At 74.1% G+C, this 25,651-nt stretch carries 23 protein-coding genes; 14 read left to right on the forward strand and 9 right to left on the reverse strand.

Annotated elements, in window-relative coordinates; translation table 11 throughout:
• Positions 1–83: 83 nt before the first annotated feature.
• Both QMQ26_RS23185 and mce read right to left on the reverse strand, forming a co-directional pair.
• Positions 84–4,487, reverse strand: a complete 4,404-nt coding sequence (locus QMQ26_RS23185) for a hypothetical protein (protein WP_282202566.1) — start codon at positions 4,485–4,487, stop codon at positions 84–86.
• A gap of 338 nt (positions 4,488–4,825) precedes the next feature.
• Positions 4,826–5,260: a methylmalonyl-CoA epimerase gene (gene mce, locus QMQ26_RS23190; protein ID WP_100836324.1), complete on the reverse strand. Its 435-nt coding sequence runs from the start codon at positions 5,258–5,260 to the stop codon at positions 4,826–4,828.
• 244 nt (positions 5,261–5,504) lie between these two features.
• On the opposite strand from mce, the gene QMQ26_RS23195 reads away from it, so the two are divergent.
• Both QMQ26_RS23195 and meaB read left to right on the forward strand, forming a co-directional pair.
• Positions 5,505–6,695 carry an acetyl-CoA C-acetyltransferase gene (locus QMQ26_RS23195; protein ID WP_100836323.1) on the forward strand — a complete coding sequence of 397 codons (1,191 nt, stop codon included), beginning with the start codon at positions 5,505–5,507 and terminating at the stop codon, positions 6,693–6,695.
• Between the two features lie 94 nt (positions 6,696–6,789).
• Positions 6,790–7,743 carry a methylmalonyl Co-A mutase-associated GTPase MeaB gene (meaB, locus tag QMQ26_RS23200; protein ID WP_100836322.1) on the forward strand — a complete coding sequence of 318 codons (954 nt, stop codon included), beginning with the start codon at positions 6,790–6,792 and terminating at the stop codon, positions 7,741–7,743.
• Positions 7,744–7,759: 16 nt separating this feature from the next.
• Here meaB and QMQ26_RS23205 read toward each other — a convergent pair whose 3' ends face one another.
• Positions 7,760–8,278, reverse strand: coding sequence for a MarR family winged helix-turn-helix transcriptional regulator (locus tag QMQ26_RS23205; protein WP_199846981.1), 519 nt, complete (start codon positions 8,276–8,278; stop codon positions 7,760–7,762).
• 190 nt (positions 8,279–8,468) lie between these two features.
• On the opposite strand from QMQ26_RS23205, the gene QMQ26_RS23210 reads away from it, so the two are divergent.
• The 6 genes from QMQ26_RS23210 to QMQ26_RS23235 are packed head-to-tail and all read left to right on the forward strand — an operon-like array spanning position 8,469 to position 13,516.
• Positions 8,469–9,446, forward strand: coding sequence for an MBL fold metallo-hydrolase (locus QMQ26_RS23210; protein WP_100836321.1), 978 nt, complete (start codon positions 8,469–8,471; stop codon positions 9,444–9,446).
• 43 nt (positions 9,447–9,489) lie between these two features.
• Complete coding sequence (locus QMQ26_RS23215) at positions 9,490–10,890, forward strand: ATP-binding protein (RefSeq protein ID WP_282202567.1); 1,401 nt, start codon at positions 9,490–9,492, stop codon at positions 10,888–10,890.
• Positions 10,887–11,306 carry a roadblock/LC7 domain-containing protein gene (locus QMQ26_RS23220; protein WP_100836320.1) on the forward strand — a complete coding sequence of 140 codons (420 nt, stop codon included), beginning with the start codon at positions 10,887–10,889 and terminating at the stop codon, positions 11,304–11,306. The genes QMQ26_RS23215 and QMQ26_RS23220 overlap by 4 nt, the downstream gene beginning before the upstream one ends.
• Complete coding sequence (locus QMQ26_RS23225) at positions 11,303–11,713, forward strand: DUF742 domain-containing protein (RefSeq protein WP_282202568.1); 411 nt, start codon at positions 11,303–11,305, stop codon at positions 11,711–11,713. Before QMQ26_RS23220 ends, QMQ26_RS23225 begins: the two co-directional genes overlap by 4 nt.
• Entirely contained in the window at positions 11,691–12,332 is a 642-nt protein-coding gene (locus QMQ26_RS23230; RefSeq protein WP_404813942.1) for a GTP-binding protein, read from the forward strand. Before QMQ26_RS23225 ends, QMQ26_RS23230 begins: the two co-directional genes overlap by 23 nt.
• The gene (locus QMQ26_RS23235; RefSeq protein WP_282202569.1) at positions 12,329–13,516 is read left to right on the forward strand and encodes a cytochrome P450 family protein; all 1,188 of its coding nucleotides are present in this window, start codon (positions 12,329–12,331) and stop codon (positions 13,514–13,516) included. The genes QMQ26_RS23230 and QMQ26_RS23235 overlap by 4 nt, the downstream gene beginning before the upstream one ends.
• Before the next feature lie 61 nt (positions 13,517–13,577).
• On the opposite strand, the gene QMQ26_RS23240 is transcribed toward QMQ26_RS23235, so the two are convergent.
• The 4 genes from QMQ26_RS23240 to QMQ26_RS23255 all read right to left on the reverse strand — a co-directional run bounded on the left by QMQ26_RS23240 (position 13,578) and on the right by QMQ26_RS23255 (position 16,802).
• A complete protein-coding gene (locus tag QMQ26_RS23240) occupies positions 13,578–14,378 on the reverse strand; it encodes an AIM24 family protein (protein WP_100838490.1) in 801 nt (266 codons plus the stop codon).
• A 227-nt stretch (positions 14,379–14,605) separates the two neighbouring features.
• Entirely contained in the window at positions 14,606–15,256 is a 651-nt protein-coding gene (locus QMQ26_RS23245) for an AIM24 family protein (protein WP_282202570.1), read from the reverse strand.
• A complete protein-coding gene (locus QMQ26_RS23250) occupies positions 15,256–15,894 on the reverse strand; it encodes an AIM24 family protein (RefSeq protein WP_100836316.1) in 639 nt (212 codons plus the stop codon). The genes QMQ26_RS23245 and QMQ26_RS23250 overlap by 1 nt, the downstream gene beginning before the upstream one ends.
• A gap of 134 nt (positions 15,895–16,028) precedes the next feature.
• Positions 16,029–16,802 (reverse strand): DUF2127 domain-containing protein, encoded by a 774-nt coding sequence (locus QMQ26_RS23255; protein WP_199847107.1) that lies wholly within the window; start codon positions 16,800–16,802, stop codon positions 16,029–16,031.
• Positions 16,803–16,969: 167 nt separating this feature from the next.
• On the opposite strand from QMQ26_RS23255, the gene QMQ26_RS23260 reads away from it, so the two are divergent.
• Positions 16,970–17,299 (forward strand): DUF3817 domain-containing protein, encoded by a 330-nt coding sequence (locus tag QMQ26_RS23260; protein ID WP_100836314.1) that lies wholly within the window; start codon positions 16,970–16,972, stop codon positions 17,297–17,299.
• 88 nt (positions 17,300–17,387) lie between these two features.
• Here the strand turns inward: QMQ26_RS23260 and QMQ26_RS23265 are convergent, their stop codons facing one another.
• Complete coding sequence (locus QMQ26_RS23265) at positions 17,388–19,022, reverse strand: M4 family metallopeptidase (RefSeq protein ID WP_100836313.1); 1,635 nt, start codon at positions 19,020–19,022, stop codon at positions 17,388–17,390.
• Positions 19,023–19,483: 461 nt separating this feature from the next.
• On the opposite strand from QMQ26_RS23265, the gene QMQ26_RS23270 reads away from it, so the two are divergent.
• The 4 genes from QMQ26_RS23270 to QMQ26_RS23285 all read left to right on the forward strand — a co-directional run bounded on the left by QMQ26_RS23270 (position 19,484) and on the right by QMQ26_RS23285 (position 23,239).
• Complete coding sequence (locus QMQ26_RS23270) at positions 19,484–20,023, forward strand: MarR family winged helix-turn-helix transcriptional regulator (RefSeq protein WP_282202571.1); 540 nt, start codon at positions 19,484–19,486, stop codon at positions 20,021–20,023.
• A gap of 20 nt (positions 20,024–20,043) precedes the next feature.
• Positions 20,044–20,376, forward strand: a complete 333-nt coding sequence (locus QMQ26_RS23275; protein WP_100836311.1) for a DUF3817 domain-containing protein — start codon at positions 20,044–20,046, stop codon at positions 20,374–20,376.
• Between the two features lie 176 nt (positions 20,377–20,552).
• Positions 20,553–22,253 carry an acyl-CoA mutase large subunit family protein gene (locus tag QMQ26_RS23280; protein WP_100836310.1) on the forward strand — a complete coding sequence of 567 codons (1,701 nt, stop codon included), beginning with the start codon at positions 20,553–20,555 and terminating at the stop codon, positions 22,251–22,253.
• 95 nt (positions 22,254–22,348) lie between these two features.
• Positions 22,349–23,239: a sigma-70 family RNA polymerase sigma factor gene (locus QMQ26_RS23285; protein ID WP_282202572.1), complete on the forward strand. Its 891-nt coding sequence runs from the start codon at positions 22,349–22,351 to the stop codon at positions 23,237–23,239.
• Between the two features lie 7 nt (positions 23,240–23,246).
• On the opposite strand, the gene QMQ26_RS23290 is transcribed toward QMQ26_RS23285, so the two are convergent.
• Positions 23,247–23,942, reverse strand: a complete 696-nt coding sequence (locus QMQ26_RS23290) for a TetR/AcrR family transcriptional regulator (protein ID WP_282202573.1) — start codon at positions 23,940–23,942, stop codon at positions 23,247–23,249.
• A gap of 336 nt (positions 23,943–24,278) precedes the next feature.
• Between QMQ26_RS23290 and trxA the strand changes: the two genes are divergently transcribed.
• Entirely contained in the window at positions 24,279–25,259 is a 981-nt protein-coding gene (gene trxA, locus QMQ26_RS23295) for a thioredoxin (protein ID WP_100836308.1), read from the forward strand.
• The last annotated feature ends 392 nt before the right edge of the window (positions 25,260–25,651 follow it).

Here is a 25,651-nt window from a genome sequence, read left to right on the forward strand (position 1 = left end):
AACCGCTGAGATGGTTGAGGGAATCCTGACACGGTACCGGAGTGTCAACGGCGAAACGCCGTCGGTTCGCGGACAATGTCCGCTCAATCGGGTGGCGCGCCCCCGGAGCGATTGCCCGAGGACCGCGGAGAGCCCACTCCGGCACCTGCCTTGGGCCCTCCGTCCTTCTTGCTTCCCCCGTTGCCGTGCACCGCCGGAGCGGGCGCCTCGAACGCCTCCAACGCCGACAGCACGTCCTGGACCCGAGAGATCTCGGTGTTGATGTCCTTGCGCCGACGGACCAGTTCGTCCAACTCCCGCTGACCCTCGTCGGTCACGCGCTTGGCCTCGGACTTCGCCTCGGCGAGCATCCGCTCCGCCTCCTCGGCCGCCAGCCGCACCTGCTCCTCGGCGTCCGAACCGGCCCGGCGGACGCGCTTCTCGGCCTCCTCGTCGGCGCGCTTGAGCCGCGACGCGGCCTCGTCGGCCGCCGCCTCCAGCTGCTCCTCCGACTCCATCTCGGCGGCCTTGAGCTTCGCCTCCGCCTTGATGATCAGCGCCTCGGCGCGGGTGGTGGAGTCCGCCAGCTTGTTCTCGGCCTCCTTGAGCAGCGTCTCCGCCTTGCGCACCGCGGAGATCCGCACCCGGCCCGCCTCCGCGGACGCCTCCGAGGTCAGCTCGGACGCCCGCGCCTCGGCCGCCGCGATCAGCTCCGCCGCCCGCTCCTCGGCCTCCGCGACCTGCGCCTGCGCCTGCTCCTCGGCCTCGGTCAGCTGCTCCTGGGCCGCCGTCACCAGCGCGTCCACCCGCTCGCCGGCCGACTTCATCGCCTGCGCGTTCTCCTTGCGGGCCCGCTCGTGCAGCGCCTCGATCTCGGCGTCGGTGCGCTCGCGCAGCTCCTCGGCCCGCTCGCGGATCGCCGTGGAGTCCCGTCGGGCCTCCGACAGCAGCGCGTCCGCGTCCGAACGGGCCTTCTCCACCTCGGCCTTGCCCCGTGCCTCGGCCTCGGCGCGCAGCCGCTCCGCCTCCTGGCGGGCCGCCGACACCATCGCGTCGGACTGCTCCTCGGCCGCCGCGGCCACCGCCAGCGCCTCCGCCTGGGCCTGCTCGCCGAGCTGCTCGGCGTCCGCGAAGGCCCGCTCCAGCACCGACTTCGCCTGCTCGCGGGTCGCCTTGTCGTACGACTCGGCGGCCTCCCGGGTCTCCCGGTCGAAGGACTCGGCCCGGCGGCGGATGTCCGCGTCGAACTCCTCCGCCAGCGTCCGGGTCGCCAGCGCGTACTCCTCGGCGTCCGACCGCAGCGCGGCCGACCGCTCCTCGGCGTCCGCCAGCGCGGACGCCGCGAGCTCCTCCGCCTCGGCCAGCACCCGCTGCGCGGCGGCCTCCGCCTCGGCGCGCTGCTGCTGCACGAACTCGGCCACCGCGGCCCGCAGTTCGGCGCTCTCGCGCTCGGCGGCGGCCCGCAGCTCGCGGTCGTACTCCTCGGCGGCCGCCCGCAGCTCGGCGCTCTCGCGCTCCGCGGCGGCCCGCAGCTCGGCGATCTGCCCGGTGGCCTTCTCGTGCATGCCCGCCACCGACTGGCGGACCTCGGCGGCCTCCTGCTCGGCCGCCGCGACCAGCTCGGCGGCCCGCGCCTCGCCGTTCGCCCGCAGCTGCTCGGCGGCGTGCTCGGCCCGCTCGCGCAGCTCCGCGGTCTCCCGCTCGGCGGCGGCCCGCAGCTCGGCACTCTCGCGCTCCGCGACGGCGCGCAGCTCCCCGGTCTCCCGGTCGGCGGCGGCGCGCAGTTCGCGGTCGTACGCCTCGGCGGCCTCGCGCTGTTCGGTGGTCTCGCGGTCGGCGGCGGCGCGCAGTGCGGTGGTCTCCTGCTCGGCGGTGGCCCGCAGTTCGCGGTCGTACGCCTCGGCGCTCTCGCGCAGCTCGGTGGTCTCCCGCTCGGCGACCGCCCGCAGTTCGGTGGTCTCCTGCTCCGCCACGGCCCGCAGTTCGCGGTCGTACGCGTCGGCCTCCTCGCGCAGCCGGGCCGCCTCGGCCCGGTCGGCGGCGGCCTCGGCGCCCAGTGCCGCGGCGTCCGTGCGGGCGGCGGCCAGGGCCTGCTCGGCCTCGGCGCGCAGCCGCTGGGCGTCCTGCTCGGCGTCGGCGCGGGCCCGGGCGGCGTCGGTGGCGGCACTCTCGCCCAGCGCCGCGGCCTCGGTGCGGGCGGCCTCGCGGACCTGCTCGGCCTCGCCGTCGGCGGCCTCCCGGATGGCGGTGGCCTCGGCCAGCTTCTCGGCGGTCAGCGCCTGGTCGCGCTCCAGGTCGGCGCGGGCGGCCTCGCGGGCGGCGGCGGCCTCCTCGCGCAGTGCCAGGGCGTCGGCCTCGGCCCGTTCGGCGACCGCGCGGGCCGCCTGCTCGGCCTCGGCGCGCGCGGCCCGGCCGGCCTCCTCGGCCTCGGCGCGGTGGCGCTCGGCCCACTGGGCGGTGTCGGCACGCAGTGCCTCGGCGGCGGCGTCGGCCTCGGCGCGGACGGTGTCGGCCGCGGCGGCGGCCCGCTCGCGCAGCTCGGCGCCGTCCCGTTCGGCGGCGGCCCGGGTCTCCTCGGCGGCGGCCTCGGCCGCGGCCAGCTTCTCGGCGCGGGCCTGCTCGGCGGCGGCGGTGATCTTCTCGCCCTCGGCGCGGGCCCGGGCCAGGGTCTGCTCGGCCCGGCCCTGGACGGCGGCGGCCTGCTCGCGGGCCTCGGCGCGCAGCCGCTCGACCTCCTCGCCGGCGCCGGAGCGCAGCGCGTCCGCGTCGGACTTGGCGCTGGTCAGCAGCTCCTCGGCCTGCTTCGCGGACTCCTCGATCTGCACCGCGGCCTGTCGGCGGGCCTCGGCCCGGACCCGTTCGGCCTCGGCCTCGGCGGCGGAGCGCTGCTCCTCGGCCTGTTCGCGGGCCCGGGCGGCCTCGGCCTGCATCCGCTCCAGCTGCTCGCGGATCGAGGCGGCGTCCTCCATGGCGGCGTTCTGGGCCTGCTCGACGGCCTCGCGGGCCTGCTCCAGCAGGGTGCCGGCCTCGGACTTGGCGTGCTCGACCAGCCGGTCGGCCTCGGCGGCGGCCTCGCCGCGGGTGGCCTCGGCGTCGCTGCTCGCCCGGGCGAGCACCTCCTCGGCCTGCTTGGCGGCGCGGGCCAGCCGCAGTGCCGCGTCCTTGGCGCCCTCGGCGCGGCCGGCGTCCTCGGCCTCGGCGCGGAGCCGTTCGGCCTCGGCGGCGGCCTGCTCGCGCAGCCGGGCGGCCTCGGCCTCGGCGGCGGCCCGGCGTTCGGCGATCTCCGCCTCGGCCTCGGTGCGCAGCTGGTCGGCGACCGACTCGGCGGCGCCGCGCAGGCGCTCGCTCTCCTCGCGGGCCGCGGCCTTGGCGGCGTCCGCCTCGGCCTGCACGGTGGCGGCGGCGGAGCGGATCAGGTCGGCCTCGCGGGTGGCGGCGGCCACCATCTTGGCGATCTCGGCGCGGGCGGTGGCGGAGCGCTGCTCGCTGGCGGCGGCGCCGTCGGCGACCTTGCGCTCGGCCTCGCTGGTGGCCTCGGCCTGCAGGCGCTGGGCGGCGGCGGTGGCCTCCTCGCGCATCCGGGCGGCCTCGGCGCGGGCCCGTTCGGTCTCGGCCACGGCCTCGGCGCGCAGCCGCTCTATCTCGGCCTGGGCGCCGGACAGGGCGGCCTCGGCGCGCTCCTGGTCGGCGCGGGCCTGCCGCTTGAGGGCGGTGATCTCGGCCTCGGCGGCGGCGAGCCTCTGCTGGGCGGCGGCGTGCGCGCCGGCCAGCTCCTGCTGGGCGGCGGTGAGGGCGGCGGCGCGGTGCTCCTCGGCCTGGGCGCCGGTCTGCTGGGCCTGCTCGGAGGCGGCGCGCAGCAGGCGTTCGGCGTCGGTCTGGGCGCGCAGCAGGGCGGCCTCGGCCTGGGCCTGGGCCTCGCCGCGGGCGGCGTCGACGTCGGCGGCGGTCTGGGCGCGGGCCTGGTCGGCGAGGGCGGCGGCCTCGGCGCGGACGGCGGCCATCATCCGGTCGGCCTCGGCGCGGGCCTCCTGGAGCAGGCGCTGGGCCTCCTGCTCGGTGCCGGCGCGGGTCTGCTCCGCCCAGTTGACGTTCTCGTTGACGTGGCGCTCGGCGGCGGCCCGGAACTCGGCGAGCTCCTCCTCCAGCCGGCGGCGCCGGGTGTTGAACTCGGCCTCCAGCTGGGCGGTGCGCTCGGCGGCCTCGGCCATCATCCGCTGGGTGGCGGCCTGGGACTCGCGCAGCTGGCGCTCGGCGTCCGCGCGCAGCGCCTCGGCCTGCATCTCGGCGTTGCGCAGGACCTGCTCGGCCTGGCCGGAGACGGAGTCGAAGGCGCGCGGCTGGGCGAGCTGCCGACGGGCCTCGTGCAGCTTGGCCCGGAGCACCTCCACCTGGTAGGCGAGGTCGTCGGCGTGCTCGATGGTCTTGTCCCGCTCCTTGCGGGCCTTCTCCAGCTCGGCCTCGAACTTGGAGAGGTGATCCTCAACCTCGTAGCGGTCGTAGCCCCGCACTCCGCGGTCCCATCCATCTCCTGGTCGCGTCCTCGACCGGGCCGTTCCGCTCCGTGGTCCACGGGCGGATCGGTTGGTCCTTGCAATCGCTCCACCGTCCGGGTGGACTCGTGAGCGACATGGTGCCTCTGGAGAATGGTGACAGATCCGAACGGCGACCGTCCGGCCGTGCCCGCGTCGTGGACTCCCCTGCGGTGCGCGGACCGGTGGTACCAGCGCACCTGGGCATTGTAGTGGGAGCCGCCCCCGGGGGAATGGGGGCGAGGTCCTTTTCGGAAGTTACCGGCCGGTTCGTTACCGGCCGGCCCGCCCCCGGACCCGCTCCGCACCAGAACCGGTCAGTGCGCGGACGGGTCCGCCGCGGTGACCAGTTCGGTCAGCACGCCGCCGCAGTCCTTGGGGTGCAGGAAGGTGATCCGCGAGCCCATCGACCCGCGCCGCGGCTCGTCGTACAGCACCCGCACGCCCTTGCCGGCGACCGCCGCCGCGTCCGCGTCCACGTCGGCCGTCCCGAAGGCGACGTGGTGCACGCCCTCGCCGTTCTTGGCCAGCCACTTGGCGACCGTCGAGTCCTCCCGGGTCGGCTCCAGCAGCTGGAGGTAGGAGGCCCCGCCGTCCCCGGTGTCGTTGATCTTCAGCATGGCCTCGCGGACGCCCTGCTCCTCGTTGACCTCGGTGTGGAACACCTCGAAGCCGTACGTCGAGCGGTAGAACTCGACCGTCCGGTCCAGGTCGAAGCAGGCGATGCCGATGTGGTCGATGCGGGTCAGCACGGTGTCCTCCGGAAAGGGGCGGGACGGTGAGGGATGGCACCCAGTGCAGCGCATCCCGGCGACCGGGCGCCAGCGGGCCGCGCTGCGAGCCTGCTCACACGTTCCTGCGCGGTTCCGGCACGGTGTTCACTGGAGGGTGCCAGTAGCGCTGATCACATCACCGCGGCGGTGACGCAGAGGTGACCGATCAGTACATTGACGGCATCCCCGTACCCTCTGGTCCGACGCGCGAAGGGGCTCGTCCATGACTACTTCTGTGATCGTCGCAGGTGCCCGTACCCCGATGGGTCGGCTGCTCGGCTCGCTCAAGGGCTTCTCCGGCGCCGAGTTGGGCGGCTTCGCGATCAAGGCGGCGCTGGAGCGGGCCGGGATCACCGGCGAGCAGGTGCAGTACGTGATCATGGGTCAGGTGCTCCAGGCCGGTGCGGGCCAGATCCCGGCCCGGCAGGCGGCGGTCAAGGCCGGCATCCCGATGAACGTCCCCGCCCTGACGATCAACAAGGTCTGCCTCTCCGGGCTGGACGCGATCGCGCTGGCCGACCAGCTGATCCGGGCCGGCGAGTTCGACGTGGTGGTGGCCGGCGGCCAGGAGTCCATGACCAACGCCCCGCACCTGCTGCCCAAGTCCCGCGAGGGCTTCAAGTACGGCGCGATCGAGATGCTCGACGCGATGGCGCACGACGGCCTCACCGACGCCTACGAGAACATCCCGATGGGCGAGTCCACCGAGAAGCACAACACCCGGCTCGGCATCGCCCGCGACGTGCAGGACGCCATCGCCGCCGCCTCCCACCAGCGCGCCGCCAAGGCCCAGGCCGACGGCGTCTTCGAGGCCGAGATCGTGCCGGTGGAGATCCCGCAGCGCAAGGGCGACCCGGTGCTGTTCGGCCAGGACGAGGGCATCCGCGCCGACACCACCGTCGAGGGCCTGGCCCGGCTGCGCCCGGCCTTCAGCAAGGACGGCACCATCACCGCCGGCACCTCCTCGCAGATCTCCGACGGCGCCGCCGCGGTCGTGGTGATGAGCAAGGCCAGGGCCGAGGAGCTGGGCCTGAGCTGGATCGCCGAGATCGGCGCGCACGGCAACGTCGCGGGCCCGGACAACTCGCTCCAGTCCCAGCCGTCCAACGCGATCAGGCACGCCCTCGCCAAGGAGGGGCTGACGGTCGGCGACCTCGACCTGATCGAGATCAACGAGGCCTTCGCGGCCGTCGCCCACCAGTCGACGAAGGACCTGGGCGTCAGCGACGAGATCGTCAACGTCAACGGCGGCGCGATCGCGCTCGGCCACCCGATCGGCATGTCCGGCGCCCGCGTGGTGCTGCACCTGGCGCTGGAGCTCCAGCGCCGCGGCGGCGGGGTCGGCGCGGCCGCGCTGTGCGGCGGCGGCGGCCAGGGCGACGCGCTGATCGTCAAGGTCCCCGCGCAGGGCTGACCCAGGACCCCAGGACCACTCGGGACCCCCGCCCAGGCCGCGTCACCCGGCCCTGGCGGGGCGTCCGTCTTTCTGCTGCGAGGAGCACAACCCGATGGCCGATGTGGCGACGCTGGTCGAGCAGGCCCGGCAGGGCCGTCCCCGGGCGGTGGCCCGGCTGATCACCCTGGTGGAGAACGCCGCGCCCGAACTGCGCGAGGTGATGGCGGCCCTCGCCCCCCACAGCGGACGGGCCTACACGGTGGGCCTGACCGGCTCGCCCGGGGTGGGCAAGTCCACCTCCACCTCGGCGCTGGTGAGCGCCTACCGCAAGCTCGGCAGACGGGTCGGGGTGCTGGCCGTCGACCCGTCCTCGCCGTTCTCCGGCGGGGCGCTGCTCGGCGACCGGGTGCGGATGCAGGAGCACGCCACCGACCCGGAGGTGTTCATCCGCTCGATGGCCACCCGCGGCCACCTCGGCGGCCTGGCCTGGGCCGCCCCGCAGGCGCTGCGGGTGCTGGACGGGGCGGGCTGCGACGTGATCCTGGTGGAGACCGTCGGCGTCGGCCAGTCCGAGGTGGAGATCGCCGCGCAGGCCGACACCTCGGTCGTGCTGCTGGCCCCCGGCATGGGCGACGGCATCCAGGCCGCGAAGGCGGGCATCCTGGAGATCGGCGACGTGTTCGTGGTCAACAAGGCCGACCGGGACGGCGCGGACGCCACCGCCCGGGAGCTCAACCACATGCTCGGCCTGGGGGAGTCCCGGCAGGCCGGCGACTGGCGCCCGCCGATCGTGAAGACCGTCGCGGCCCGCGGCGAGGGACTGGACGAACTCGTCGAAGCCCTGGAGAAGCACCGCGGCTGGCTGACCGAGACCGGCGAACTGGACGCCCGCCGCCGCCGCCGGGCCGCCCAGGAGATCGAGGCCATCACCCTCGCCGCCCTGCGCGCCCGGATCGGCGACCTGCGCGGCGACCGGCACCTCGACGTCCTGGCCGGGCAGGTCGCCGCGGGCGCACTCGACCCGTACGCGGCGGCCGACCGGCTGGTGGCCGAACTGACCCGCTAACGGCGGGGGAGCGGCCCTAGCCCCGGCCGCGGAGCCCGCGCAGGTGCTCGGCGATCGGGGCCAGGGCCGCGTACAGCGCGTCCAGCTGCTCGTCGGTGAGCCGGTCGATGAAGTGCGCGCGGACGCTGCGGACGTGGTCCGGGGCGACCTTGCGCAGCGTCTCCCAGCCGTGCCCGGTCAGGTGCGCGTACAGGCCGCGGCGGTCGCCCGGGCACTCCTGGCGCAGCACCAGCCCGGCCGCCTCCATCCGGGTGATCTGGTGCGAGAGCCGGCTCTTGGACTGCAGGGTGGCGGTGGCCAGGTCGGTCATCCGCATCCGGCGGTCCGGGGACTCGGAGAGCACCACCAGGATCTCGTAGTCGTTGATGGCGAGGTTGTGGGTCTGCAGCTCCCGGCTCAGCTGGTGGTCGAGGAGCTTGCCGACCTCCAGGTGGGCGCGCCACAGCCGCTGCTCGCGCGCGTCGAGCCACGGGGTGTCCGCCTCCCCGCCCCGGGAGGGGGGGACCGCGGGCGCTTCGGTCACGGAGTCGTCCATGCGACCGAGTATAGCCGAAGTTGTTCAATGTTGTACGAATTCACATCCCGAGCCCCGGTCCCGGCCCGGCCGCCGGGCCGACCGCTCCGTCCACGGACAACCGCTGCCCCGCCTGGCCGAGTTGAACCGGACACGGTCAATTCCGGGACCGGAGTCAAACGGTGACACAGAGTTGGGCATAATCGCGCCCATGACGACGCCGAGCGCGCACTTCCATTCGATAGCCGACGGTATATACGCATGGCAGCCGCGGCAACGTGGTTGGGGCCTGGCCAACTGCGGCCTGGTCACCGCCGGCGGCTCCGCGCTGTGGATCGACACCCCGTACGACCGCGCGCTGGCCGGCGAGTTCCTGGAGCGCACCCGCGCCGTCCTCGCCCCCGGCACCGAGGTCGGGCGGATCGTGGTCACCCACGCCAACGGCGACCACCTGTGGGGCGCCGGCGTCCTCCCCGGGGCCGAGGTCATCACCACCCGCGAGGCGCTGCACCACATCGCCTACGAGCCGACCCCCGAGCAGCAGCACGCCCTGCTGCAGAACCTCGACCCGGGCGACGACACCGGCTCCTACCTGCACGAGCACTTCGGCTGCTTCGACTGGGCCGACACCCCGCCGGTCGTTCCCGACACCGTCTTCACCGGCGAGCTCGAACTGCGCGTCGGCGACATCCCGGTGCAGGTCAGCAGCCTCCCGCCGGCCCACACCAGCGGCGACCTGATCGTCCACCTGCCCACCCGCTCCACCGTCTTCACCGGCGACATCGTCTTCGGCTCCACCGCCGACCGGCCCGGCGACCACCCCGTGCACTGGGCCGGCCCGCTCGGCAACGTCATCGACGCCGTCGAGCGGCTGCTCGACACCGGCGCCGAGACGGTCGTCCCCGGCCACGGCCCGCTGCTCACCCGCGCCGACCTGCGCGCCCACGCCGGCTACCTGCGCTACGTCCGCGACCGGGCGCACGCCCTGCACGCCGCCGGCCTCCCGGCCGCCGAGGCCGCGCAGGCCGTCATCGACGAGGCCCGCTACCCCGAACTCGGCCTCCCCGAGCGGCTGCTGGTCACCATCGGCACCGAGTACCGGCACCTCGACGGCTCCCCCGAGCCCGCCATGCTGGAGGTCGTCGGCCGGATGGCCGGCCTGGCCCGGCAGCGCGCCCGCACCGCCTGAACCAGCGTCCCCCGCCCCAGCGACGACTCCCCCCGAGGACCCCATGGTCGAGATCGTGCTCGCCCTGCTGGCCGGTGCCGCCCTGACCGCAGGACCCCTGCTCTGGTCGGCCCGGCGCACCGCCCGGGCCGCCGCCCGGCGCGCCACCGAGGCCGAGAACCGCGCCCAGGGCGCCGAAGTCCGGGCCCGGACCGCCGAGGAACGCGTCCGCGCCGGCGAGGGGCGCACCCGCACGGCCGAGGGCCGGGCCCACGCCGCCGAGGCCCGGCAGACCCTCGCCGAGGCCCGACTGGCCACCGCCGTCCGCGAGTTCGCCCACCTCGCGCACGAACGGCTGCCCGCCGCCGCCACCGCGCTCACCCACCCCCGCACGCCCGTCCCCGGCCCGCTCGACACCGGCGCCGGCCAGGAGGAGCTGCACCGCGCCCTGGACGCCGTCCTGAACGCCGCCGTCCGGGCCGCCCTCGCCGAACGCGAACGCACCGACGCCGCCGCCCGGGCCGCGCTGCGCGGCGCCGCCTCCAAGATCCAGGCGCTGCTGATCCAGGTCCGCTCGCTGCTGGAGGAGATCCAGCTCTCCGTCGACGACCCCCGGCTGCTCGCCCTCGACTTCCGCAACGAACTCACCCTGCGCCGGGTGCAGTCCCTCGCCGTGCTCTCCGGCGCCTGGCCCGGCATGACCCGCGAGGACTCCCCGCTCGCCGAACTCTGCGTCGGCGCGCAGTCCCGGGTGGCCGGCTACGCCCGGATCGAGATCACCAACCACCTGCGCGAGCCCCGGCTCGCGGTGGCCGCCCGGGCCGCCGAACCCGTCGCCATCGCGCTCGCCGAGATCCTCGGCAACGCCACCGCCTACTCGCACCCCGAGACCCGGGTCGTGGTCTCCGTCGAACAGGGCAGCTCCGGCGCCCTGGTGGTGGTCGACGACATGGGCGTCGGCATGGAGCCCGACCAGCTCGAACGGGCCGGCGAACTGCTCGACGGCCAGGCCGAGGTGCTGCTCACCGAACTCGGCGACCCGCCGCAGGCCGGCTTCGCGGTGATCGGCCTGCTCTGCCGCCAGTTCGGCTTCGGCTGCCGGGTCGAGCCCTCCCCGTACGGCGGGGTCCGGGCCATCCTGCGGCTGCCCGCCGACCTGCTCACCCTGACCGACCCGACCGCCCCGCTCTCCGCCCTGGCCCCCCGGCCGATCACCCAGAGCGCCCCGGTGTTCGACGCGGGCGACGCGCTGCCGACCCGCAAGCGCCGCGCCCCCCGCGTCCCGCAGCAGGACGCCCCGTCCCCCCTCCCCGCCCCGGCGGGCACCACGCCCGACCGGGCCCGCAGCGCCTGGTCGGCGCTCCAGTCCGGCACCGCCGCCGGCCGCAGCGCCGCAGACCGCGCCGCCGACCGCACCGCCCGCCCCGAAGGACCCGCCGCACCCGAAGGAGTCGAAACCCCGTGACCACCCCGCTCCGCCGCCACACCGAGGACCTCTCCTGGGTCCTCATCCCGCTGCTCGACCTGCCCGGCGTGCAGAACGCCGTCATCGCCACCGGCGACGGCCTGGTCACCGGCCACTCCGCCGACCTCGGCCGGGACGGCGCCGACCGGGTCGCCGCGATGACCGCCTCGCTGCACGCCGCCGCCCGGGCCTTCACCACCGCCTTCACCGGCGCCGAGAACGTCCGGCTCAACCAGACCGTGGTCGAGTCCGAGCACGGCTACGCCGTGGTCACCCCGGCCGGCGAGAACTCCTCGCTGGCCGTCTTCGCCCTCCCCGGCGCCGACCTCGGCACCATCGCCTACCAGATGCAGGTCCAGGTCGCCGCGCTCGCCCGGGCGCTGGCCAGCCCCGCCCGGGAGGCGAGCCACACATGAGCGAGCCCCGCCCCCAGGGCCCGGACCCGCAGCGCCCGGACCCGCAGCGCCCGGACCCGCGGCGCCCCCGCCGCCGGCTCGTCCCGGCCTACCTCGCCACCCACGGCCGCGACGCCGCCGGCGGCGCCCACCGCCTGGACCGGCTCAGCGTGCTGCACGCCGCCGCCGACCTCCCGGCCGGACTCGGCGGCGAGCACCGCCAGTTATGGGAACTGGTCCGCCCCGGCGCACTGACCCTCGCCGAGGCCGCCGCCCACCTCCGGCTCCCCGTCAGTGCGACCGTCTTCATCGCGGCCGACCTGGCCGAACGCGGCGCCCTGGCGGTCCGCGCGCCGATCCCCTCCGCCCAGCCGGTCAACCGGGACCTCGCCGAAAGGCTCCTCAGTGGACTTCGCGCCCTCAAGTAGCACCGCCACCGCCCCCGGTGACGGACCCCCCGGGGCCCCGGCCTACCTGCCCCCCACCGACCCGATCCTGATGAAGCTCATGGTCACCGGGCCGTTCGGGGTCGGCAAGACCACCTTCGTGCGCACCCTGTCGGAGATCCCGACCCTGCACACCGAGGAGACCATGACCGCGGCCGGCATCCCGGTCGACGACACCAGCCGCACCCCCGGCAAGACCGCCACCACCGTCGCCGTCGACTTCGGCCGGCTCACCCTGTCGGCCGGCGAGTTCGTCCTCTACCTGTTCGGCACCCCCGGCCAGCGCCGCTTCCTCCCGCTCTGGGAGGACCTCGCCCGCGGCGCGCTCGGCGCCCTCGTCCTGGTCGACACCCGCCGCCTCGCCGACGCCTTCGACGCCATGGACCTGGTCGAGGAGGCCGGCCTGCCCTACGCCGTCGCGGTCAACCGCTTCCCCGACACCCCGCCGATCGCCCTCGACGCCGTCCGCGCCGCCCTCGACCTCGACCCCGCCACCCCGCTGGTCGAGTGCGACGCCCGCGCCCGCGAGGGCTGCGTCGACGCGCTGATCTCCCTCACCGAGCACGTCCTGGACCGCCTCCCCCAGGAGACCGCCCCATGACCCCCCGCACCGCCCGCACCGCCCTCTACGGGGCGCAGTTCGCCGCCGACCCGCACGCCCACTACGCCCGGCTGCGCGACCGCGGGCCGCTCGCCCCGGTCGAACTCGCCCCCGGCGTCGACGCCTGGCTGGTCACCGACTACCACGTCGCCCTGGAAGTCCTGCGCGACACCGACACCTGGACCCGCGACCCGCGCCGCTGGCAGGCCACCCAGCCCGCCGACTCCCCGCTGCTCCCGCTGTTCGGCTGGCGCCCCACCGCGCTGTTCTCCGACGGCCCCGCGCACGCCCGCTACCGCCAGGTCATCACCGACAGCGTCGGCATCCTCGAACCCCACCTGCTGCAGCGCGACACCACCGCCGTCGCCGAACAGCTCATCGCCGAGTTCGCCGGCGCCGGCAGGGCCGACCTGCTCGCCCAGTACGCCTACCGGCTCCCGCTGCTCATCCTCACCTCCTGGTACGGCGTCCCCGACCCGGACATCGACCGGATCAGCACCGCGATGAACCGCTCCTTCGAGACCTCCACCGGCGCCGCCGCCGCGTACGCCGACCTGGTCGCCGTCATCACCGAACAGGTCGCCGACCGCCGCACCGCCCCCCGGCACGACCTGATCTCCGCCTTCCTCGGCCACCCCGCGCGGCTCGCCGACGACGAGGTCGTCCGGCACATCACGCTCACCCTGATGGCCGGCCACGAACCCACCGCCAACCTGATCGCCAACGCGCTGCTGCGGATGCTCTCCGACGACCGCTACGCCGGCTCCCTGCACAGCGGCGCGATGACCGCGCACGACGCGGTCAACGAGGTGCTCTGGAACGACCCCCCGCTGTCCAACTTCTCCCCGCACTACCCCCGGCGCGAGATCGTCTTCCACGGCACCGCGCTCACCCCCGAGCAGCCCGTCCTGGTCTCCTACGCCTCCGCCAACGCCCAGGCCGTGCTCACCCCCGCCGAGAGCGAGTCCCTCGGCGGCTCCTACGCCCACCTCGCCTGGGGCGCCGGCCCGCACCGCTGCCCGGCCCGCCAGCCCGCCGTCCTGATGGCCGTCACCGCCGTCGAGTACCTGATCAGCCGCCTCACCGACCTGCGGCTCGCCGTCCCCACCGCGGACGTCCTCTGGCGCCCGGGCCCGATCCACCGCGCGCTCGTCTCGCTCCCCGTGGAGTTCACGCCGCTGTAGGCCGCCGGCCGCGGGACCGGGGGCGCGGAGAGGCCCGCGCCCCCGGTACCGCCCTCCGGTCCTACAGGCCGAACCGCCGCCCCAGGTCCCCGAGGTTGCCCAGCCCCGGGATGTTCGGGGCCTGCTGGTGGCCGCCGGCCTGGTGCGGGACGCCGCTGCCCGGGATGCCCGGCTCCGCGCCGACCACGCCGACCGAGCGCTCGGCCATCAGCGTCTCGGAGGACTGCATCAGCACCTGCCCGGCCCCGATGAACTCGAACTGGTGCTCCTCGCCGCTCGCGCCGCCGATCCCGGTCAGGTGCCGCAGGCCGCCGAGGACGCCGTGCAGGTAACCGTGGTCGTAGTGGTGGCAGGGCGCGGGGCAGTCCGCCCAGCCGACCAGGGCCTGCGGGTCGACCCGGACCGGGGGCTCGACGAAGTGCACCGGCCCGTTGGACGCGGCGACGAACTTGCCGGTGCCGATCAGGGTCAGGAACCCGGGGATGATCGACTGCTTGAGCCGCAGCGTGGGCTCGAAGGCGAGCAGGTTGCCCGAGCGCACGGTCAGGTTGCCGTCCTCCAGGTCGTACGAGTTGAGGTCGTACGACCGGTCGGCGAGCAGCAGCTTGCCGCGCCCCTCGGCGACCACCCAGTCGGCGGCGTGCAGCGGGGAGTTGAAGTTCTGCTCCAGGACGCGGTCGAGCGCGCCGCGGCCGATCCCGGAGAAGCGCATCTCGCCGTAGTAGGCGATCATCTTGCCCTTCTGCAGGTAGTACGCGCCGTTCAGGTCGACCGAGAAGCAGTAGGGGTTGACGTTGTCGTTCGAGGGCAGCGTGCCCGGGTCCCAGACCTGCGGGCCCTCGCCGCCGGGCGGCTGGAACACCGGCGCGCCGAACTGCCCGGCCGGACCGGCCTGGTAGGGCGGCGGGGGGCCAGGCTGGCCGGCCTGGGTGGCCTGGTGGGACTGGTCGTACTGCTGCTGGGAGTACCCGGGCGGCGGCCCCTGCGGCGGGTACGGCGGGGGCTGCTGCCCGTACGGCTGCTGGCCGTAGGGCGGGGGCTGCTGTCCGTACGGCTGCTGGCCGTAGGGCTGCTGCGGGGGGTAGGACATCAGAGCTTCACCTCGCTGGCCTGCACGTACACCGTGCCCTGCCCGGACAGTTCGAGCTGGAACGCCTCGCCGGAGCCGCGTCCGACCATGTCGCGCCAGCCGAGGGCGCTGGAGAGCTTGTTGCTGACCTCGCCGCGGTGCGCGACGTAGGCCTGCGGGTCGACGTGGACGGGCCGGCCGGGGAGGATCGGGAGTTCGATCACCCCGCCGTGGGCCATCACCGCGACCGCGCCCTTGCCGGTGAGCTTGGTGGTGAACAGGCCCTGGCCGGTCACCTGGCCGCGGACCACGCCCATCAGGCCGCCCTGCTGGCCCATGAACATGGTGGACTGCTGGAGGCTGCCCTCGAAGGCGAGCAGCCGGTCGGCCTCCACGTACAGGGTGTCGCCGACCAGGTCGACCACGTGCACGTGGTGGCCGCCGTGGCCGAACATCACGGTGCCGTGGCCCTCGACGGTCATCAGCGGGGTGTCCTCGTTGGCGACCCGGCGGCCGATCATCGACATCACGCCGCCCTGGCCGCCCATCAGGTTGGGCTGGAAGGAGACCTCGCCGGTGTAGCCGAGCATCGCGCCGCGCTGGGACAGGATCCGCTGCCCGGGCACCACCTGGGCGGAGATCATCTTGCCGTTGATCCGGGTGAAGGCCATCAGACCTCGCCTCCCAGCGTGATGCGCTCGGAGGGCTGGACGTAGACCAGGCCCTCGCCGGTGAACTCGACCTGCATCGCCTCGCCGCCGCCCTCGCCGATCAGGGTGGACCAGCCCGCCCCGGACTTGAGCGAGCGCTGGAGGTTGCCGGTGTGCGCGATGTACGCGCCCGGGTCGACCCGCAGCGGCAGGCCCTGGCCGACCCGGAGGATCACCGCCGGGCCGTCCGAGGTGACCGCGGCCCAGCCCTGGCCCTCGACCTTGGTGGTGAACAGGCCGTTGCCGCTGGCCATGCCGTTCAGCCCGGTGAAGGAGGTGCCGGTGCGCAGCGTCGCCTCGGTGCAGAGCAGGTTGTCGGATTCGACGAACAGCGTCTCGCCGTTCAGCCGGACCAGGTTGATCTCGGTGGCCCGGTCGGCGAAGTAGCAGGTGCCCTGCCCCTTCACCTCCATGACCTCCATGCGCTCGCCGGTGAGCCGGCGGGTGACCATGCCGCGCAGGCCGTCGCCGCCGCCGGAGAGCTTCTTGAAGCCCATCTGCCCGGTGTAGGCGACCATCGAGCCGTTGCGTGCCTTGACGGTGTCCCCGGCGAGATCGACGGCGAGGACCCTGGACCCCTGGAGTCGGAACTGTGCCACGTCCGGGAATCTAGCGCGCCCCTCCCCGGGAGGGGAGGGGAACCGGCCGTGCTGGTACCCGTTCGGTACGGAACCCGGACATCGGACGCCCCGTCAGTCGGACATAACGGGCGAAACCCCCCGGCGGGCCGGGATCAGACCTGCTGCGGCAGCGCCCCCGCCGAGACCTCCACCTCCAGCAGCGAGGCCGAGTGCCGCTCGGCCTCGAACGCGGCCCGGCCGCCGCGCAGGCCGAACAGGCGCTTGGAGAGCAGGATCCAGAGCACCGCGGCGACGTTCAGCAGCAGCGTGCAGACCTTCAGCACGCTGACGTGCTCGCTGAGCTCGTAGCCCTCCAGCGGGAGGAAGGCGGCGGTGGCCACCACCGTCAGGTACTCGGCCCAGCGGTGGCCCCACCACAGGCCGAACGCCTCGACGATCTCGATCAGCGCGTACGCCACCAGCGCGGCGGCCACGTAGACCAGGGTGGAGTGCTTGTAGTCGAAGGTCTTGCGGATGGTGTCGACGATCGGCGAGTGCTCCAGGTCCCAGTGGAAGTGCTCGGTGACCGGCTTGAGGACCGACAGGTTCTCGTCGAAGATCCGGCGCACCGCGTCCTGGCTGTTGGAGAACTTCCACACCCCCCAGGCGACGACCACGATCAGCAGGCCGCGCAGCAGCCGCTCGACGGCCAGGAAGCGCAGGATGAACAGGTCGCGCAGCGCCTTGCCGCGGGGCACCAGCGGCGCGTCCTCGGCCGGGCCGGAGCCGTGCGGGTCGCCGAGCGCGAAGTCGCCGCAGCGCAGGCAGCGCCAGGCGGTGCCGACGGCGGTGGCGGTGCGCAGCCGCTCGCGCAGTTCGGGCTCGTCCGGCGCGTAGGTGACGTGGCCGCGCGTGGCGCAGGTGTGGCGGTCCCAGTCCCGTTTCAGCATGGCGTGTTCCCCCCGTGGGTCCGCGCGGCCCGACGGTCGGGGTGCGCGCAGCACAGCAGGATAGGGGGTCCGCCGTCGGCGCCGGTGTCGGGTCGGTGATAATGGGACCGGCTTGTGCATCCGTTCACAAACCCAGCCGTCCGCCGTGCCGTGCCCCGTGAGGAATCCCCGTGAAGAGCGTCGCCGCCGTCCACCGCCTGCGCCTGGTCTCCGGCCCCGAGGGCCTGTCGTTCCTGCTGCTGCTGGTCTGCTCGGTGCTCAAGCGCACCACCAGCTTCAACGCCGTCCCGGTGATGGGCATGGTGCACGGCGTGCTGTTCATCCTCTACCTGGTGTTCCTGGTGCAGGCGCACCAGGCCCGCCGCTGGGAGCCGAAGCGCACCCTGCTGCTGTTCGTGCTCTCGGTGCTGCCCACCGGCGGCTTCTTCGCCGAGCGGACGCTGGCCCGGGAGGAGCGCGGCGAGCTCGACGGCGCCGCCCCGGCGACCGCCTGACCCGACCGCCCCGGAACGTGGTGCGCGGCGGCCGGGCCTCTTCGTGGGAGGCCGGGCCGCCGCGGGCTCTGCTGCTACCGGGTCGGCGTCAGTTGACGTTCACCGCGGTCCACGCGGCCGCGACCGCGTTGTACTGGGTCGAGCCGGAGCCGTACAGGTCCTTCGCCGCGTTCAGGGTCGCCGTGCGGGCGGCCTTGTAGTTCGTGGTGGAGGTCATGTAGACGGTCAGCGCCCGGTACCAGATCTGCGCGGCCTTGTCCCGGCCGATGCCGGTGAGCGTCGAGCCGTTGTAGGTGGGCGAGTTGTAGCTCACCCCGTTGACGGTCTTCGCGCCGCTGCCCTCGGACAGCAGGTAGAAGAAGTGGTTGGCGACGCCCGAGGAGTAGTGGACGTCCTTGTTGCCGACGGTGGAGGACCAGTAGTCGGCGGACGCGCCGTCCTTGGAGGGCTTGTCCATGTAGCGCAGCGGCGTGCCGTTGCCGTTGATGTTGATCAGCTCGCCGATCAGGTAGTCCGGGTTGTCCTTCGACAGGTTGGCGTAGAACTCGACCAGGGTGCCGAAGATGTCGCTGGTGGCCTCGTTCAGGCCGCCGGACTCGCCCGAGTAGTTCAGGCCCGCGGTGTTGGAGGTCACACCGTGGCTCATCTCGTGGCCGGAGACGTCGAGTTCGGTCAGCGGGTGGGTGTTGCCCGAGCCGTCGCCGTACGTCATGCAGAAGCAGCTGTCGTCCCAGAACGCGTTGACGTAGTTGCTGCCGTAGTGGACCCGGCTGTACGCGCCGACACCGTCGTTGCGGATGCCGCTGCGGCCGAAGGTGTTCTTGTAGAAGTCCCAGGTGACGGCCGCGCCGTACTGGGCGTCCACGGCCGCGGACTCGCCGTTGGAGGCGGCGCCGCTGCCCCAGGTGTTGCTGGTCTTGGAGTAGACGGTGCCCTTGCCGGAGGTCTTGCCGGCCAGGGTGGTGGTGTACTGGCCGCCGCGGGTGGCGTCCTTCAGCGTGTAGGTGCTGCCGGACAGCGTGGTGGTCAGCGAGACGTTGCCGACGAAGACGCCGTTGCCGGTGCCGGTCGCGTTGGAGGTCTGCACCTGCTCGTGGCTGGAGAGCAGCGCGCCGCTGTCCGCGTCGGTGACCAGCACCTGGTGGCTCGGGGTGCCGTCGGCCCGGACGCCCTCCACGGTGGTGCGGTAGGCCAGCCGCGGGGCGCCGTCGGCGGCCCAGACCACCAGCTGGGCGTCGCCGCTCGCGCCGGAGACCGAGGTGAGGGCGGCCTCGTCGGCGTCCGCGGTGATGCCGACGGTGGCCTGCACCGCGCCGGTCGCCTTGGCGGCGGCCTGGCCGGCCGACAGCTTCGGGCTCAGCGAGGCGGGGGCCAGGCTGCCGGAGACGGCCTTGTCGGTGGACTTCACCTTGCCGTTGGCGGCCTGGTGCACGACCAGGTCGCCGCCGAGCACCGGCAGGCCGTTGTAGGTGCGCTCGTAACGGAAGTGGCGGGTGCCGTCGGCGTCGACGACGGCGTCCTTGACGACCAGCTTCTCCTGGGCGCCCAGGCCCAGGGCCTTGGCGGCGGCGGGCGCCTGCGCGGCGGCCAGCGCGAGCTGGTCGCCGTGGCCCAGGGCGGCGGGACTGGGGGCGGCGTACGCCATTCCGGCGCTCACCTGGATCGCACCGGCCAGCAGGGCCGAGGCAGAGAGAACGGCGCCGACAGCGAGCTTTCGCTTCACGTACGGGTTCCTTCCGGATCAACCGCGTGTGCGCGGTCACACCTCGTCCCGGGGCACCGGGGTCAGTGCCTGCTGGGGCGGAACGGGTGCTGACGTGCAGCTCCGTGCGGTCAGGCGACATCCGCCGGTGGGGCGGGCCGGCGGTGTCGAACGGGGCTGGCCAGAAGCATGACGACGCGGTGGCGGCCGGGAACAGCCGTTCGGCAACTATTGGCAAACTCTCGCCAGCGTCCGGGGAAAGAACAGCCCAGGACATCGGATGTTTCACTGCGAACCGTGCCGCGTGGACTGCGCGGAGGCCCAACTCCGGTGCAATCACTGAATATTGCCGGAATATGCACGGTAAAAGGCCGTCGGCCGGCCGTCCTCGTCTGTTTGGCGTGATCCCGCCAAGTGGGGCGGCTTGTCCACCATCGTGGACACCTGCTACCCCCGCCCGGCCCCGCGGGTACGGTGGGGGCGTGCCCAAGCCCCTCGCCCTCGACTTCGACCCGATCGCCCGCGCCGACGAGCTCTGGACCCGCCGCTGGGGCAAGGTGCCGTCCATGGCGGCGATCACCTCGGTGATGCGCGCCCACCAGATCCTGCTCGGCCGGGTCGACGCCGTGGTCAAGCCCTACGGCCTCACCTTCGCCCGCTACGAGGCCCTGGTGCTGCTCACCTTCAGCCGCTCCGGCGAGCTCCCGCTCTCCAAGATCGGCGAGCGCCTGATGGTCCACCCCACCAGCGTCACCAACACCGTCGACCGCCTGGAGCGGGCCGGCCTGGTCACCCGCCGCCCCAACCCGCTCGACGGCCGCGGCGTCCTCGCCGCCATCACCGACCGCGGCCGCCGGGTCGTCGAGGAGGCCACCCGCGAACTCGTCACCGTCGAGTTCGGCCTGGACGGCTACGACGCCGACGCCTGCCGCGAGGTGTTCGACCTGCTGCGCCCGCTGCGGATCGCCGCCGGCGACTTCGAGGCCCCGGCCGAGGAGGGGCCCGACCGGGACGGCGCGTAGGGGCGGTTACCCTCGACTGCATGAAGCAGAGTGTGCTGACCCGCTACCGCGCCATGGCCTACGTCACCGGTGTGCTCCTGATCCTGCTCACCCTCGGGGTGATCGCCAAGTACGTCCTCGACATCTCGGGCGCGTCCGGCTTCACCACCGCGGTCGGAATCGCGCACGGCTGGCTCTACGTGGTCTACCTGGCGTTCGCCTTCGACCTGGGCACCAAGGCCAAGTGGCCGATGGGCAAGCTGCTCTGGACCCTGCTGGCCGGCACCGTCCCCACCGCCGTGTTCTTCGTCGAGCGCCGGGTCGTCCGCGAGGTCGCGCCGCTGGTCGCCGCACCGGAGCCGGTCGCCGCCTGACCGCGCCCGCACCAGCGCTCTGCCGGGGCGCCCCTTCCGCCGGAAGGGGCGCCCCTCCGCGTGTCCGGGGCCGGCCGTCGACAGGTACTAGGACGTCCGAGTAAATTACTAGGACATCCAAGCAGTTCTTCCGCCGCCCCCACCGGAGCGGCCGCACGGAGCGGGAGTCGGAGCCGATGGACGCCGAGCAGATCGAGGCCGGACGGCAGCGCTGGCAGCAGCGGTACGACAGGGCGCGCAAGCGCGACGCGGACTTCACCACGCTGAGCGGCGAGGAGGTCGCCCCGGTCTACGGCCCGCCGCCCGGCCAGGAGGTCGAGGGCTTCGAGCGGATCGGCTGGCCCGGCGAGTACCCCTACACCCGCGGCCTGCACCCCACCGGCTACCGCGGCCGGGCCTGGACCATCCGCCAGTTCGCCGGCTTCGGCAACGCCGAGCAGACCAACGAGCGCTACCGGATGATCCTCGACTCCGGCGGCGGCGGCCTCTCCGTCGCCTTCGACATGCCGACCCTGATGGGCTACGACTCCGACGACGCCCGCTCGCTCGGCGAGGTCGGCCACTGCGGCGTCGCCATCGACTCCGCCGCCGACATGGAGGTGCTGTTCCGCGGCATCCCGCTCGGCGAGGTCACCACCTCGATGACCATCAGCGGCCCCGCCGTCCCGGTCTTCTGCATGTACCTGGTCGCCGCCGAGCGCCAGGGCGTCGACCCCGCCGTCCTCAACGGCACCCTGCAGACCGATATCTTCAAGGAGTACATCGCGCAGAAGGAGTGGCTCTTCGCCCCCGAGCCCCACCTGCGCCTGATCGGCGACCTGATGGAGCACTGCGCGGCCGGCATCCCCGCCTACAAGCCGCTCTCCGTCTCCGGCTACCACATCCGCGAGGCCGGGGCCACGGCCGCCCAGGAGCTCGCCTACACCCTCGCCGACGGCCTCGCCTACGTCGAGCTCGGCCTCTCCCGCGGCCTCGACGTGGACGTCTTCGCCCCCGGCCTGTCCTTCTTCTTCGACGCCCACCTCGACTTCTTCGAGGAGATCGCCAAGTTCCGCGCCGCCCGCCGGATCTGGGCCCGCTGGATGCGCGACCACTTCGGCGCGAAGACCGACAAGGCGCAGTGGCTGCGCTTCCACACCCAGACCGCCGGCGTCTCGCTCACCGCCCAGCAGCCCTACAACAACGTGGTCCGCACCGCCGTCGAGGCGCTCTCCGCCGTCCTCGGCGGCACCAACTCGCTGCACACCAACGCCCTCGACGAGACGCTCGCCCTCCCCAGCGAGCAGGCCGCCGAGATCGCCCTGCGCACCCAGCAGGTGATCATGGAGGAGACCGGCGTCACCAACGTCGCCGACCCGCTCGGCGGCTCCTGGTACGTCGAGGCGCTCACCGACCGGATCGAGCGGCAGGCCGAGGCGATCTTCCAGCAGATCCTGGACAAGGGCGGCCTCGGCAGGGAGGGCGCCGAGCACCCGATCGGCCCGATGACCTCCGGCATCCTGCGCGGCATCGAGGAGGGCTGGTTCACCGGCGAGATCGCCGAGGCCGCCTTCCGCTACCAGCAGGGCGTCGAGAAGGGCGACAAGCGGGTGGTCGGCGTCAACTGCCACCCCCGCAGCGTCACCCCCGAGCTGGAGATCCTCCGGGTCAGCCACGAGGTCGAACGCGAGCAGGTCCGCGCCCTGCGCGAGCGCAAGGCGCGGCGCGACGAGGACGCCGTCCGGGCCGGCCTCGACGCGATGCTGGCCGCCGCCCGCTCCGGCGCCAACATGATCGAGCCGATGCTCCGGGCCGTCCGCGCCGAGGCCACCCTCGGCGAGATCTGCCACGCCCTGCGCGAGGAGTGGGGCACCTACCAGGAGAACGCCAGCTTCTAGCCGGCCGGTCGACGGACCTACCGGCCGGCCGACCGACCGCCCCGGGCCCCGTCCGTGCGCCCCCCTATCCTGGCCCGGGGAAAGGGGAGTGACGGATGACCGGGGGAGCGCGGCTCGCCGAGCGGTTCGAGGAGCACCGGCCCAGGCTGCGGGCGGTGGCGTACCGGATGCTCGGGTCACTGGGCGAGGCCGACGACGTGGTGCAGGAGACCTGGCTGCGGCTGGACCGGCACGCCGAGGAGGTGGAGAACCTGGGCGGCTGGCTGACCACCGTCGCCTCCCGGGTCTGCCTGAACGAGCTGCGCGGCCGGGAGCGGCGGCGCGAGGAGGAACTGGACACCTCGGTGCCGGACCCGGTGCTGGCCGCGCCGGAGCGGGACGACCCGGAGGCGGTCGCGCTGCTGGGCGACCGGGTGGGGATCGCGCTCCAGGTGGTGCTGGGCACGCTGGGCCCGGCCGAGCGGCTCGGGTTCGTGCTGCACGACCTGTTCGCGGTGCCGTTCGAGGAGATCGCGCCGCTGCTGGACAAGTCCCCGGCGGCGGTGCGGCAGGCGGTCGGCCGGGCCCGCCGGCGGGTGCGCGAGGGCGCCCCGGAGCCGGACCGCGACCCGGCGGCCCAGCGGGCCGCGGTGGAGGCGTTCCGGGCGGCGTCCCGGGACGGCGACTTCGAGGCCCTGGTGGCGGTGCTGGCCCCGGACGCGGTGCTGCGGGCGGACGGCGGCACCGCGCTGGCGGCGCTCAGCAAGGTGCTCCGCGGCAACCGGGCGATCGCGTCCTCGGCGCAGGGCTTCCGGCACCTGCTGCCGTTCGGCCGCCCGGTGCTGGTGAACGGCGCCTACGGGGTGCTGACGGTGGTGGACGGCGCGCCGGTCTCGGTGATGGCGTTCACCGTGGTGGACGGCCTGGTCGCGCGGATCGACGTGCTGGCCGACCCGGAGCGGCTGGCGGCGCTGGACCTGACCGGCCTGGACGGCCTCGACGACTGAGCGCGGGTCAGCGCAGCAGCCCCGGGAAGGGGCCCAGCAGCAGGGTGGTGAAGCGGCGGATCCAGTCCGGGGTGACGGGTTCGCCGCTCACCAGCAGCCGGTGCTCGACGGTGCCGGCGATGGTGTCGAAGATGATGTCGATCTCCTCGTCGGCGGCGGCCCGGTCCCGGTCCGGGTCCATCTCGCCGCGCGCCTGGGCGTTGGCCCGGCCGAGTTCGACCAGGACCTTCTGCGGCTGGACGATCCGCTCCCGAATCCGCCGGCGCAGCTGCGGGTCGCGGGAGCCCTCGGCGAACAGGGCGAGCAGCGCGGCCTGGGTCTCGGGGAGGCTGAGCAGCTCGGCGAAGCGGGCGACCACGGCCTCGATGTCGGCCTGGAGGCTGCCGCGGTCGGCGCACTCCAGCTGGTCGAAGAGGCTGGCGATGGCGTCGACGACGAGTTCGCTCTTGGACGGCCAGCGCCGGTAGAGGGTGGTCTTGGCGACGCCGGCCCGCAGGGCGACGTCGCCCATGGTGAGCCCGCCCCAGCCGAGTTCGGCGAGCGCCTCGCGGGTGGCGTCGAGGATGGCCTGGTCGGCGGCGGCGCTGCGGGGGCGGCCCTTGCCGCGGGCGGGCGGGGCGCCGGGCGGGGCGTCCTCGACGGGTGCGGCGTCCTGGGCGGGCGGGTCCTGGTGCTCGGCGGGCTGCCGGGTGGTGGGGGCCACCGCGCCTCCTGGCTTGTTTACTCAGAAGTAACTTGTTGCTCCCACGGTAGCGACATGCCGCGTCGACCGGCACCCGCCCCGGACCGGAAAGTGGGACAGCTCACGCTCCGGGAGGGGGCGGGGGGCTTGCGGGGGGAGCCCGGGGGGCAGATACGCTACGACCAGTAGCGAAAGAGCGACGACCATCGCGCCCCGCCCCGGGATCGGGCGGGCGCCCGACGCGGGTGGGGACCCGCGTCGAACGGTTCGGGTCCCGCCGGGGAGGCGGGCGGCCCGCTCCGGGTTTTTCCGGGTGGATGGCACCCGGCACCGGCTCCGACGGGGGAGGATAGAGCCATGCAGTCACGGAATTCGCGTCTCAACAGCTCCGCCCTCCGCGGTGCGGTGGACCTCGCCGCGGTGAAGGCGGCCGGAGAGGCCGCCCAGAAGGCGGAGCAGACCCGGGCCGAGCGGGCCCGGCAGGCAGCGGCGGGCGACGGCCCGGCGCTCGCGGACTACCCCCTGGTCCTGGACGTCACCGAGGAGACCTTCGAGTCCGAGGTGGTCCAGCGCTCGGCCGAGGTCCCGGTGGTGGTGGACTTCTGGGCCGAGTGGTGCGGCCCGTGCAAGCAGCTCAGCCCGGTGCTGGAGCGCCTCGCCGAGGAGTACGCCGGCCGGATCGTGCTCGCCAAGATCGACGTGGACGCCAACCCGGAGATTGCCCAGCAGTTCGGGATCCAGGGCATCCCGGCCGTGATGGCGGTGGTGGCGGGCCAGCTGGTGCCGCTGTTCCAGGGCGCCGAGAACGAGGCGAACGTCCGCAAGATCCTGGACCAGCTGATCGCGGTGGCCGAGCAGCGCTTCGGCATCGTCGGCGGGGCCGCCGGCGGCGGCGAGGACGCGGCGGCCGAGCCCCGGGTGCCGGCCGACCCGGCGCTGGAGGCCGCGCACGACGCGCTGGACCGGGGCGACCTGGCGGGCGCGGTGCGGGCGTACCAGAACGTGCTGAGCGACCGGCCCGGGCACGTCGAGGCCAAGCTGGGCCTGGCCCAGGCCCAGCTGCTGCAGCGGGTGGAGCAGCTCGACCCGCAGCAGGTGCGCGCCGACGCGGCGGCCGATCCGAAGGACGTACCGGCCCAGCTGCGGGCCGCGGACCTGGACCTGGTCGGCGGACACGTGGAGGACGCCTTCGGACGCCTGGTCGACACCGTCGCCCGGACGTTCGGCGAGGACCGGGACGCGGCGCGGCTGCGGCTGCTGGAGCTGTTCGAGGTGATCGGTTCGGAGGACCCGCGCACCGTGGCGGCCCGCCAGGCGCTGGCCCGGGTGCTGTTCTGACGGACCGCCCGGGCGGCCCGTCCGGGCGGTGACCGAGCGGTCCGGACGGGGCACCCGAGAGCCTCCCGGCGGCACCGGGTGACACCTCGGGTGACCTGCGGTGTCGTCGGCGATTTGACGACTTTCGGGTGGAGTCCGGCCAGGTTTACCAAATCTTGATAACACCCCGCCGCGGTCACGACTCGTGACCGCGGCGGGGTGTTTCGGCAGTGTTTCGGCGGTTTGACATCGGACGCACACGCGATTTCGGTCACACTCCGTTGCGGAGCCTTCGATTCCATGATCGACCCCGTTCACTGTTGGATTACCCGTCAGTAACGGACCTCTTGTGCTCCGCCCCGGTTTGGACAACGATCGGCGACGCCCGGTCCCTCGGCGACGAGGGGTCCCCA

The organism is Kitasatospora fiedleri (genome assembly GCF_948472415.1).
Lineage (GTDB): Bacteria > Actinomycetota > Actinomycetes > Streptomycetales > Streptomycetaceae > Kitasatospora > Kitasatospora fiedleri.